The following is a 13,213-nucleotide window of genomic DNA, read 5'->3' as shown; positions in this document are numbered from 1 at the left end:
AATGTAATAAAAAATTCCAGTTTTTACTGGAAATTTTATTAGTATCCACCTTTACTTTCTTTTCCTTCCACAATAGAAACTGAACGGCTTGTACCAAATCTTGTAGCTCCAGCATTATACATATTAACTAAATCATCCATATTTGAAATTCCACCAGCAGCTTTAATTAATAATTTGTCTCCGCAAACTGATTTCATAATTTGAACATCTTCTAAAGTTGCTCCTCTGTATGAGAAACCTGTAGAAGTTTTAATAAATTCAGCTCCAGATTTCATAACAATTTCTGTTGCTCTTTTGATTTCATCTGTTGTTAAAAGTGCTGTTTCAATAATAACTTTTAGAATTTTTGAACCACAAGCAGCTTTAACAGCTTTAATGTCGTTAAGAACATATTCATCATCACCTTGTTTGAAACGTCCAACATTAATAACCATATCAATTTCATCTGCTCCATGATCAATAGCTAATTTAGTTTCATGAGCTTTAGCTTGTGTAATCATAGCTCCAAGAGGGAATCCAACAACTGAAGTAATTCCGATTTCTGTACCTTTTAATTTATCTTTACAATATTTAACTCATGAAGAGTTTACACATACAGTTTTAAAATCATATTTAATAGCTTCAGCAATTAATTTATCAATTTCTTTTGTTGTTGCTTCAGCTTTTAAAAATGTATGGTCAATCATTTTATTATAATTCATAATTTCTCCTATTTTAGTCTATCAAGAATGATTTTATTCTCAACTTTGTTTTTATTAATTTTATATCCTTGTTTTAATTCGCTAACTAATTCAGGATTAATTGGATTCGAAGAGTATAGGGTAAATATCACATCTCCTCTTTTTACAGATTCATTAGTCTTTTTATTAATTGTAATTCCAGCTTCATTATCAATTGAATCTTCTTTTCTAGCTCTACCGGCTCCAAGTTTCATTGCTGTGATACCCACTATCAATGAATCGAATATTTCCATATATCCATCTTTTTCAGATTTGATTTCAAGTGAATGTTTTGGGTTTCAAAATTTAGGATCTTTTAGTGCTTCAACATCACCATTTTGAAGTTTGACAAACTCATAGAATTTTTCTAAAGCTAATCCATTCTTAATAACTTCATCAACTTTTTTAAGTCCTTCTTCATGAGTTTTTACAATTTTAGCTTGTTCTAGAATTGTTGCACATGAAGAATATACTAATTCTTTGAAATCTTCTGGTGCTTTTCCTTGTAAAGTTCAAATAGCTTCTAAGACTTCATTCTTATTTCCAATTTCTCTTCCGATAGGTCTTGACATATTTGTAATTTCAGCTCTTACGTCAACATTTAGTTCTTTACCAATATTAATCATTGTTCTTGCTAAATCTCTAGCACTTTCAAGATCTTTCATGAACGCCCCATTACCACACTTTACATCAAGTAATATAGCATTTGAACCTGTAGCAAGTTTTTTAGACATAATTGATGATGCGATAAGCGGAATAGACTCAACTGTTCCAGTCACATCTCTTAAAGCGTAAATTTTCTTATCAGCTGGAACTAATTCATTTGATTGTCCAATAACTGCGATGTTGTGTTCTTTAACTTGTTTAATAAAGTCTTTTTCACTTAATTCAACAGTAAATCCGGGAATTGATTCTAATTTGTCAATTGTACCACCGGTGTGACCTAAACCACGACCACTCATTTTAGCTACTGGTGCACCACAAGCTGCAACAATAGGTGCTACCGCAAGAGTAGTTTTATCTCCAACTCCACCCGTTGAATGCTTATCAACTTTGATCCCAGGAATTTCTGAAAGATCCATAATCTTCCCTGAATTCATCATTACTTTAGTGAATGTAGCAATTTCTTCTGTATTCATTCCATTGAACATTACAGCCATTAAGAATGCTGAAATTTGATAGTCAGGAATTTCATTTTTAACATACGAACCAATCAAAAACTCAATTTCATCTTTATTAAGATTAAGACCATGTCTTTTCTTTTCGATTAAATCAACAGCCCTCATAATTATTTCGCTAAATTAAGTGCGATCTCCATCATTTTTGTGAATGCTGTTTGACGTTGTTCAGCAGTTGTGAGTTCTTCTGTAATTAAATTATCACTTATAGTTAATAAACAAGCAGCTTTTTTGCCTAACTTTTCTGCGTTAGTAAATAAAGCGAATGATTCCATTTCAACACAACATGCTTTGGTTGAATTAATTCTTTCTTCAAGTGGAACTGAACTGTAAAATACATCTGAAGAGTGTATTCTGTCAATGTTTAGTTTTATATTTAACTTAGATGCTATTTCCTTAATTTCTTCATTTAATTCTAATGAAGGTTTAGCAATTAATTCATCTTTTCCTAAAACTAATTTTCTAAATGAAGTTCCATCAGCAATAGCTTCGCTTGCTAAAACCACTTCATATAAACCTAAATCAGCTTTATATGAACCAGCTGATCCAATTCTAACAATTGTATCAACATCATAGAATTTAAACAACTCATATGAATAAATCCCAATAGAAGGGCAACCCATACCACTACCTGCAATAGTGATAGGTTTCCCTTTATATGTACCTGTATACATAAACATATTTCTTACAACATTTACTTTTTTATACCCAGGATCTAAGAATTTTTGAGCTATAAATTCAGCTCTAAGTGGATCTCCTGGCATAATAACTGTTTTGGCAATATCTTCTTTTTTGGCACTAATGTGTGGTGTCATATTATCTCCTTAATTTGTTTTTTATTAATATTTTACTGGCTAGTGAAACACTAACTAAATTTCTCTACAATTTAAATTTCATTAAGATTTTTTGTATTACATTATTAATAAAATATTAAGTTAATATATCTTTTAAATTTTAGCATAAAGACATAAAATAATATGAATCTATTTATTTAATGAAAAAAATTTCACATTTAATTATTTTTTGGCAAATCAAGGGAGTTCAAATTCATGTGGTTTAACCATCATCATTTTAACAACATTATGAGCAAAGCTACCGGTATTTGCTAAGTTTAGAAGTTCATCAAAACTACTTGAAATACCTAAATAATTTGTACTGTTAGTGTAATAGTTTGGAGCATGCAAGAATTTTAATGGTGCACCTGAGTTAATTGTTGTAACATAAGTGTTATTTTGATCAAAAACACCTGTACCTGAATTCCCAGCATTATAATAGGTAGGCATAAAGTTACCTTGTTTAGAGAAATTAGATCCTGAATCAATCAACGGATCATGGCGATTGATAATATATCCACTTTGTTTACCATAAGGGAAACCATTTCATAAAACTTGGTCGACATGATTATTTATCAATGAAAATCTACGCTCAGCATTAGCTGTATAAAGTTGATATTTTCTTTTGGTTAGCTTTACATTTTCTAAATTTTTTCAATTTTCATATCAAAGAGCACTTTCAATACGTCCGTTTTTATAGAATTTATCTATTAATTGATTAATATCAATTGTAAAAATTGTAATATCAGCGTCACTCGCTCTTGAAGTTCCATCATTATTTTTCTGATCACTTACACCTTTACCTGTTCAAACAACTGTTGCACTAACACTATCTGCATAAAGTCCATCTCAATACCCAAAACCTGCATCTACGTTATTTGCATAATTAAATCCACTACGAGTAATTAGTAAATTAATTGGTTTATTTGAAGGCGAATCATTTGTTGTTGATGAAATACCGATTACATGATTGTTAGTCATTAAATAGAATTTCCCATCATTATGATCATCATTAACTTTTGCTAACATTGAAGCACCACCTCTGTTAAAAGCTACAGAACGAGCCATTAAGTTTTGGATTGCTTTATTGTTTTTATTGGAAAAATTAATAATTTCAGTGTTGAATTTATAACCATTATTCAAGTTAAAAATAACATTTTGATTAGGATTATATTTAAATAAATCATCGGAATCTTTTGGATCATATCAAATAATAGGTGTATTTTCTTGATTATAAGTCATATTTTTATAGCTAAATAAGTTTGTGCTTATATCATCAAAACGTTCAAATACCTGATGATTTTCATAGTAAATAGATATCTTGGAAGCGTAATTATCTACGTAAAATGCACGTGAATTGTCAAAAATATTACTTTGTGTAGGTTCCACACGATCAAAAGCATGAGCATTAAGATTTTTTACTATATCGTGAGTAATTATTTTTTGATTTTTATCGTTTAACTCTAAGTAAAATTGAATTCCTGAATCTATTAAAGTTACATTTAAAGTGTATGAAACTGTACTGTTTAAATCAATATTAACATTAGAATTTTTATATACAACAGTATCATCAATTTGATAAGTTAATTTTCTTTTTGATTTTAATTCTTCAAAGTCAATTGTAATTTTTCTTGCGTCAGCACCTGTAAGACGAGCAAATCGATTTGGATCTCATGATGCATTACCTGCAAATAAAGTTAAAATAATTTTCTTTTCACTGTTATTAGCATTATTCATAATATCACTGAAATATTTCTCTTTCAAGATTCAACTAGCACTACTTTGATTAATTTCTCAAAGCGCATCATTCAAATTCATTTCAACTTCACGCTTACGTGAGACTAAATTATTTGGAGCAATTATCTGCTTTAAATTATTTTTTGTTATTAATGAATCAATATAAGTGACTTTGTTAGTTTTATCAATTTGAGTTGCACTTTGAACATGCTCGAAACCTTCAACTAAATATAAAACATCACTTATAACTTCATAATTATATTCAGGATCGATATATTTTAATTTGACTAAAGCAGTTCCATTATAATCATCAACTTGAACAATTTTAGCAACCGAGAAATTCTCTTTTCTAAATAATTTTCATGAACCTGTGTGAGAATTAGCTTTAAATCTTACTACTCCAGTTAAAGGTGAATAAACTAAATTATCATTAACAACAATTTTTTGAAGTATCTCATTACCACTATCAAATTGTTCTTTAAATCAACTTGCTTTAATTGTTGACCCAAATGAGTTTTGCAATGAAATAAAATCACTTGGAATATTATTTATAGCAGCTTTAGGATAAAATTCTTCTTTTAATTCATTTTTTAGGTTCTGTAAAGTAATAGAATTTTCTGAGACAAATCTAAATGTTGGATCTTCTTTATTTATAAATCCTAACTTAAATGTAATTTTATCTTTTTCTGTGTATCTAGTGGTTGAAGAAGTTCTTACATCTACATAATAAATAAAAAACTTATTTTTAATTTCATTTAGTTTTTCATTAGTTATTTCTGAGTTTGAATCCATTGGATTAAATATGTTGTAATCTTTATTTTTAAATGTTGCTTGCACAGTTGGTGAGTTCTTATCATTTGAATCAAATTCTCCAACAAAGGAACTATCATTTTGAGTTGGAGAATTAGGACCAATTTGCAATAAGTAATTTAATTGAGAATAAGATTTTTCATAATCAAGCAGATCTAGATCAATTACTGAATATGAATCCATTTTTTTAAGAGAGAAATTACGTGAATTAATTTTATTCACTTCCCTCAAATATGAATTTTTATCATTTTCTTTGTCTCTATTTAGGTTTGAAAAATCTGCAACAGTAAGATTATTATTATGTGGTAAATAATCATTAAAAGTTACTGGTTTGAAAAATCTTAAGTAAATACTTGTCTGTAAATTAGGATCGTTAATTAATTGATTATCTTTAGCTATTCCAATCTTAAATTTAGCTCATCCATTAACATTTGAATAAGTATTAGAATTATCATTAACCAAAATTATTGAATATCTTCCTTTTTTTGGCAACTGATAAACTTCATTAAACACTCTTTTGTATTCGGATGCAATAAAACTACTATGAGTTATATTTTTATTTAGAACAACTAATTCTTTTCAAATATTAGAATTGGTTGTGTGATTAGAATGATTTGTTGAATTTTTAGCATCTTCAAAGATATTTTTAATGTAATTTAAATCTTCTAAATCTTTTTTAGAGTTTGCTATAGCTAAATTATTAAAGTAATAATTTGAGTAAAAAATTTCATTGGTTTGTTTATTTGTAAATTCATATTCAGCTAAAATAAAGCCTTTTTCATTATTGATTGAGTAATTGTAAAGTCTATTTAAATTATACTTTTGTTCATTATAAGATATCAATTTACTTAATATGTTTCTAATTACTTTAACTCTGTCAAAACCCTTTGGACTAGGATCTGTTAGATTGCTAGGAAAACTATAGTAGTGATTATTACTATCTAATACTCCAAAGATATCTAAATTATTATCATATATTTCTTTAAATACAGAAAAATTAACTTTTTTGTACTCGCTTTTTGCATAACTTGTTTGATTGTAGTAAGCATTAGCAACTAAATTCAAGTCAACAGGATCTTCACTTTTTTCATAGGCAACTTGATTTGAAACCAATTTTATTTCACTTAATACTTGATCATTCCACTTTAGTTGTGCTTTAGCAACAAGATATTTTTTACCAACTTGACTTACATAACTAAAGCTATTTTCTTTTAAATCTAAAGTGAAGTAGTTATTAACTATTTTATTTTTTGCTTTAAATCAATTTGTATCAATATTATTTCTATTTAATGAAATTAATTTTGATGAATCATATTCAAAATAATCTTCAAGTTTCTTAGAACTTATTTCACTAATTGTGCTATCTATCACTGGATTGATGTCATTTGTGAAAATTAACTCTTTAGTTAATGTTGTTTCAAGATCAGTTTCAGGATTAATCGATTTATAACTTATTAATAATTTATTTCTATTTTCTTGATCAAGCTTTAAAGTTAGCTTATTTTGCTTAATTAACTCTTCTAAATTTTCGTTAGCTAAATTAAAATTTAAGAATAATTTAATATTATTTTTATTAATACTTAATGAAGATAAATGATTTACTAAATTTGCTTTTTCAAGTTTAGGATTTATTGTTAATACTACTGTCTTAGATAAATTTTCAACATATTTTTGATTGCTAAGTTGATCATTTTCTTGTTTTAATTTTTGATAATAAGCATTTATTTCTGAGACTGAATTTAAAGTATCAACATGATTATTTTTAGAAATTTTATCAGTTATATAGCCTAAATTATTTATTAAGTCTTTAATTCTATTTTTTTCATTAAGTAGTTCTGATTCATTATTAGTGACTAATTGTTTTTTTAATCTCTTAATTTCATCACTTAATTGATCAATTTCAGAGTTATTAAAAAATTTTTCTAATTTATTGTTTTTAAGTGGATTTAACTTATTTCATGAGTTTGAGAAATTTTGTTTTGATTCGTTGGTATAGTCACTAAATTCATTAGAATTAATAAATTTTTGGACTTCGTTAATTAAGGATATTAAGTTTTTTTGAACTGATATTTGTTCGTTGATTTGAAATAATTTATTATTGAAAACTTCAAGATTAAGCGAATTATTTAATTCATTTATTGTTGAATTAATAAGTCGATCTGAAATTTTTGACTCTTTTAAGGAGTTAGTTATTATTAAAATCTTATTATTGAAGTTAGTTTCACCATTTAATTGATCATAAAGAGATAAAAATTTATTAATGTTATCTTCTAAATCTTCTGAATTATAATTAAAAATGTATTTTCTAGTTTGGTCATTTACAATTAAGTTTGTTGTTTCAATTATTTTGACTAATTCATTAAATTCTTGTGCATTATCTGCAAAATTTATATACTTAAACTTATTATCACTTAGCTGATTGTTTAATATATCAATTATGGGATAAATCTTGTTATTTATTAATTGAATAGTTTTATCAAAAAAGGAAGACAACTCATTAAAATTATCAATAGTGTTTATTTTTTGCTTAAAATTATTTTTATAATTTTGACTCACAAAATCTTTAGCATTTATTTGAGCATATAAATCATTTTTAAGTTTTTCTAAATTGTTATGTATAGTTTGATTGATAATAGATAAATTATCATTTATATATTCTTCTAGTACTGAAATTTTTGGATATGTAAAGTCATTATTTTCTATTTTTTGACTTACTTCATTAATTATTTCTAATAATTTATTTTTTATATCTTCATTAGATTGATAATCTTGCAATAAGCTTTGTAGATTTGATAAATGTTGTTTTAATTTTATTAAATATAGTTCTTTATTTTGATTGTTATTAGTATCGATTTGGTTTAAAATATCTTTAATTTGCGAGTTTTTTAGAACTATCTCACTAATTAAATTATTCTTAGTTCACACAATATCGTTAAATTGTTGAAGTTTTGCTAATTCTTCTTCATTATTTAGAACTTTTTTTATCTCATCGATTCGTTTTATTAAATCATTAAATTTATTAACTTCATTAGTTCATTGTTGACTAATCTGATTAGTTTTTAATATTAAATTATTAAAATCTAGCTGAATTTGTGTGTATGAATCAATAGATAAATTTGAAGAATTAATCAGATTTTCTAAAGATACAATCAAATTACTTTTTTGTTCATTTACTTCTCTATATATTTCAAAGTTATTTTCACTTAAGTCTTCCAATATTTCAGTTTTAAGTTCATTAAATTTGTTTAATAATAATTCGTTTTCACTACTATTATTTGAATTGTTATCATTTTTATTAGTTAGAATTTCATGAAATTTTTGCTCATATTCACTTAAAGTATTAAGTATACTTTCAAGATCATAAAAACTGTCTTGATTAAATAAATCTATTTTATTGATATAAGTTTTAGCTGGTAAAATATCTTCATTTTCTCCAATTGTTTCAATCAATAACAATACTCTATTTTTTACATTATTAATTTTTAGCTCATAATCATTAAATTTATTTTTTAATGTTGTTAATTTATTGTTTAATTCATCAAATAAATTAATGAAAGTTTGATTATTTAATTTCTTATGTTTTATGTTTTCGTTTAATTGATTAAGTTCATTTAACACTTGGTTAAATAGTTTATTATTTGTGTGATTATCTAATATATTTTGAATTTTTGAACTAGTATTACTAGCCAGAACATTGTCAAAAATTACTTTCTTAGTTTCTTCTTGCTGGTGGTATATGTTCGACAGTTTCTTAATAAAATTATCTATTTCTTCGATGGTAGTCAATTCACTTAAAGTATTATTATTCTCATTTATTATTAAAGATAACTCTAAATTATATTTAGAGAAAATCTCTTTATCTTCTTTAAGTTTTTCTAAATTTGTGAAAAATAGTCTTATTTTAGCTAACTTTTCTTTTACTTCTTTTACTAAAATATTTAACTTGTTATTTAATTCTGCTATATCTTTTTCTGTTATTTTTTCATTTGAAATAAATTCCTGATCAATTTCAATTATTTGATTTTTATAAACAAGATTAATTGGTAAATTGTTTGCTATCAATTTATATTCGATTAAATTATTTTTATTGATGTTATTTAATGATTTTCTTAATTCATTTAATAAATTAGTTTTATTGCTATTTTCAACATTTGTTTTATTTTTATTAAGTAATAATGCAGTAGTTGAACTAGCAGTAATTGTTAAAGCAGTTGCTGTCACAACACTTGAAATAATAACTTTTTTCTTTTTATTCATAACAATTCCTTTTTCTTAATTAAAATACTATATATTTGAATTTTACTTAAAAGAGTAAAAAGATGAAATTATTAATAAAATTTTTGCTTTTTTATAAAAAAAGTAGGTTTATACTAATATCATAAAAGTTTATTTATATGAATAAACTCTATATATGTAGTATATCCTACTTAAAATTATTTACCGAGATTATATTTAATATTTAAATTTTTCTTATATTTTTCAAGATCTAATTTAGATACAAGTTGTTCTTCTAAACCTCACTCTTTTATTAATGAGTAAGTTTTACTAATTATTTCTGTGTCATATAATTGTTTTTTGTGATGTACATCTGATTCGAGAATAATTTTGACATTTTTCTTCTTTGCAATTTTCCAAAATTCATGAATTGGATATTTATTTCTAAAAACTTTTCCTATTTGTCTAGGACCTTTTCATATACCATTAATGTTAAATCCTAGTGGGAAATCTAATTCATTTGCTAAATCACAAATTTTATTAGCCAATTCATCACATTCATCATCCCACTCTTGATAAGATTTCATATAGAAATCAGGATGAACTGCATATGCAAATAAACCGCTTCTCATACCTTCGTTAATTGCTTTTCAATATCTCTTAAGTTGTTCTTTATTAGTACAATTACGATTAAAATTATTTTCTTCATCAAGATTTTCAACAGCATGAATTCCAAGAATTAAATAATCAACTTCTTTTCTTGATAATAACTCTTTATACCATTGAATTTGACTACTAAAAAATTCACTTTCAAAACCAATATTTATTTTTAATTTATTTTGGTATTTTTCTTGTTCAATTTTAATATCATTTATATAACTTTCTAGCTCTTTGTAGTACATTCTTGAATTATCTTTTGAGTCCAAATCTCCTTTATAAGGGATATGGTCGCTAATTCCAATTTCAATAAAGTTATTTTTAAAATATTCCTGTACTATTTCATTTACAGTTAAATCGGAATGTTTACAATAAAAGGTGTGAATGTGGTAATCATATTTCATATTAACTCTCTTTCTATGATAAAATTGGTAATTAGATATAATTTTTTTATGATAAATAACTATAAGAAAAGTCATTTAATAAAGAAATTATTATATAGTACTAATATTGAAGGTGCATTTGGTCAATTTTCTAAAATAATATTAGAAAATATTCATCGAATTGAACTAATTAGTGTAGATACCTTAAGTGAATTAACATATTGTTCACAATCAACAATAAGCAAATTTATTAAAAAGTTAGGTTATGATTCATTTGAAAGTTTTAAGCTTGACTTAACCGAATATTTGAATAACACAAATAAAATCTTAAAAAAGCAAATTACTAACACCGAGATAGCTAAACTTATTAATGATTTTACAGGTAAAATTTCAAATTATAATTTTAAGAGCATTATTAAAGAAATTAATAAAGCTAATAAAATATTATTATTTGCCTCAGGTGGTTCTAATAGACACATAGAAGAATTTTATATAAGTCTAAAACGAATGGGCATCAATATAGTTAAGGATAATGATTTTTCAACTAATTATGCAAATGCTTTTAATGCTGATGAATTGAGTTATGTTATTTGTGTTTCTAATAGCTACAAAACAATAGAAACAGTTTTACCAGCAAATTTAGCATTCAACAAAAGTAATAAAGGATTTATTTTTACTTCTAATAAAAATATTCAAAACAAAAATAATATCAAGGTATTTAACTGTTCAGAATATGTTGATTCTGAAAAAATAAATCCAATAGTTTTTAGTTTATTAAGTACAATCTTCTTTTCATTATTAGTTAATTCAATATAGCTTTAATTAATATAGCAATTAATACTATTCCAGCAAGAATAAACATTGCTGGAATATTTTTTATAAATGTTTGATAGATTTTCTCTGAATATTTCGCATTTTCATCAACGTTGTATTTATTTTTATTTTTCCTTCTAAAAAGAAGTAAAAATATTCCAATGCAAATGAAAAAGGTTGCAAAAACAGCAAAGAGTATAATTAGATTCATATTTTATTTTAAGTTGTTCATGATTCTTGAATAAACCATTGCTTTAGCACCAAAAACCGACTGAACTTGTTCTCCTGATTCAACCACACCTTTTGCACCTATTTGAATAATTGCATCTTTATTTACAAGAGACTTATCTTTTACTGATATTCTTAATCTAGAAATGCAACATGAGATTTCGTTTATATTTTCAAATCCACCGTAAAATTCTAATAGCTGTTGGGCCATTTGGATATCTTCTATTTTTTCATCTTTAATCTTGTCATTTGAAACAACTTGATTTGATGAACTATTTAATTTTTCTTTGAAATCTTTCTTAGTGAACAATTTAAATGCTTCCTCATCACGTCCTGGAGTTTTAAGATTAAATTGTTTAATTAAGAAGTAAAATACTCCAAAGTATACCGCAAAGAATACAGGACCAAGAACAAATAACATTCAAACTCTTGAGATATTTTGATATGAAGGTAAGTTATAAATCAAGTATGTAATTATTCCTTCACCAGTTCCTGCTATCATTCCAACACCTGCTAGATACATAGTCATGTATACTAAACCAGTTAGTAAACAGTGTACTAGTCAAAGAATTGGTGCAGTAAATATAAATGTAAATTCAATTGGTTCAGTAACTCCACTAAGAATTGATGAAGAAACAGCACCAAAGATAATCGGAGCAGCTTGTTTTCTTTTGTCTTTAGGACAAGCTAAAAACATTGCAACTGCAGCTCCAGGAAGTGAGAAAATATTAGTTGGATATGTACCATTACTAATCATACTATCAGTAGCATTAATTGGAAGTCCAGCACTCATTTTCTCAATTAAAATACTGTAAAATCCTGTTACTTCATGACCATCAGCGGCTGTAAATGTCCCCCCTGCCGCTGTGTAACGAAGAATTGCGTTTGGAATGTTGTGTAGACCAAACGGTAATAGTAAACGGTTAGTTGAACCGTATAAAAATGAACCGAAAGCTCCTGAAGCTCTTATTCCATTTCCTAATGCGGCAATACCTTTATAAATATAAATTCAAAGGTAAGTTAATGGGAAACCAACAATAAAAGCAGTTAATAAACTAGCTACAGGACTAAATTTAGGTCCTCCAAAGAACGAAATAAATGTAGGAAATTGTAATTTATATGTAATTTTGTGAATTCCATAAGCTAAATAACCAGCAAGAATTCCACCTAGTGCATTTAAGTCAAAACTTGTTGAATATTTACCGAAACGATTAATAGTTTGAAGTTTACCAACAATATTAACATCAAGAAGTGACTTCAATTTTCCTATTTCCAAAAGAGCATAGCCAGCAAAGTAGAATCCAATTAATGCGGCGATACCACAGATTCCCGCTGAAACTTTTTCATCTTTTGCTAATCCAGCAGCTAAACCTATAGAAAATAGTATATCAAGGTTATAAATTGGTGCCATACCAATGATTTTAACTGAATCAGCGAATGTTTTATAAGCTAAACTGGTTCCATAAATTCCAGTTTTTTGTCCGACAGATGCTAAAATATACCCAAGAGCTCCAACAATCGCTAATAAAGGAATTATTGAAACCGGCAAAATCATAGCTCTACCAAAACGTTCAAGACCACTTCTAAGACTTTTGAAAAAAGTAGTAGAAGTATTTTTAATCGCTTTTGTCATTATACCT

General features: G+C 26.0%; 8 protein-coding genes. 1 reads left to right on the top strand and 7 read right to left on the bottom strand.

Going from position 1 to position 13,213, the window contains the following annotated elements; translation table 4 throughout:
• Positions 1-38 precede the first annotated feature (38 nt).
• From deoC to EXC66_RS01495, 5 genes are all read right to left on the bottom strand, one after another.
• A complete protein-coding gene (gene deoC, locus EXC66_RS01515; RefSeq protein WP_006886158.1) occupies positions 39-701 on the bottom strand; it encodes a deoxyribose-phosphate aldolase in 663 nt (220 codons plus the stop codon).
• Between the two features lie 8 nt (positions 702-709).
• The gene (locus EXC66_RS01510; protein WP_006886161.1) at positions 710-2,005 is read right to left on the bottom strand and encodes a pyrimidine-nucleoside phosphorylase; all 1,296 of its coding nucleotides are present in this window, start codon (positions 2,003-2,005) and stop codon (positions 710-712) included.
• A 2-nt stretch (positions 2,006-2,007) separates the two neighbouring features.
• Entirely contained in the window at positions 2,008-2,712 is a 705-nt protein-coding gene (deoD, locus tag EXC66_RS01505) for a purine-nucleoside phosphorylase (protein WP_006886162.1), read from the bottom strand.
• Between the two features lie 201 nt (positions 2,713-2,913).
• Positions 2,914-9,534, bottom strand: a complete 6,621-nt coding sequence (locus tag EXC66_RS01500) for an MGA_1079 family surface serine endopeptidase (RefSeq protein WP_112579136.1) — start codon at positions 9,532-9,534, stop codon at positions 2,914-2,916.
• Positions 9,535-9,710: 176 nt separating this feature from the next.
• Positions 9,711-10,553, bottom strand: a complete 843-nt coding sequence (locus EXC66_RS01495) for a histidinol-phosphatase (RefSeq protein WP_006886164.1) — start codon at positions 10,551-10,553, stop codon at positions 9,711-9,713.
• 48 nt (positions 10,554-10,601) lie between these two features.
• Here EXC66_RS01495 and EXC66_RS01490 point away from each other — a divergent pair, with 48 nt between their 5' ends.
• Entirely contained in the window at positions 10,602-11,348 is a 747-nt protein-coding gene (locus EXC66_RS01490; RefSeq protein ID WP_006886165.1) for a MurR/RpiR family transcriptional regulator, read from the top strand.
• Here the strand turns inward: EXC66_RS01490 and EXC66_RS01485 are convergent.
• Positions 11,335-11,556: a hypothetical protein gene (locus EXC66_RS01485; RefSeq protein ID WP_006886166.1), complete on the bottom strand. Its 222-nt coding sequence runs from the start codon at positions 11,554-11,556 to the stop codon at positions 11,335-11,337. The genes EXC66_RS01490 and EXC66_RS01485 overlap by 14 nt on opposite strands.
• Positions 11,557-11,559: 3 nt before the next feature.
• Positions 11,560-13,206 (bottom strand): PTS transporter subunit EIIC, encoded by a 1,647-nt coding sequence (locus tag EXC66_RS01480; protein ID WP_006886167.1) that lies wholly within the window; start codon positions 13,204-13,206, stop codon positions 11,560-11,562.
• Positions 13,207-13,213: the final 7 nt, after the last annotated feature.

The organism is Mycoplasmopsis anatis, assembly GCF_900660655.1.
In the GTDB taxonomy this organism is placed as follows: domain Bacteria; phylum Bacillota_I; class Bacilli_A; order Mycoplasmatales; family Metamycoplasmataceae; genus Mycoplasmopsis; species Mycoplasmopsis anatis.
The sequence above is the reverse complement of the archived record's forward strand: the minus strand, read 5'-3'. Positions and strand labels throughout refer to the sequence as shown.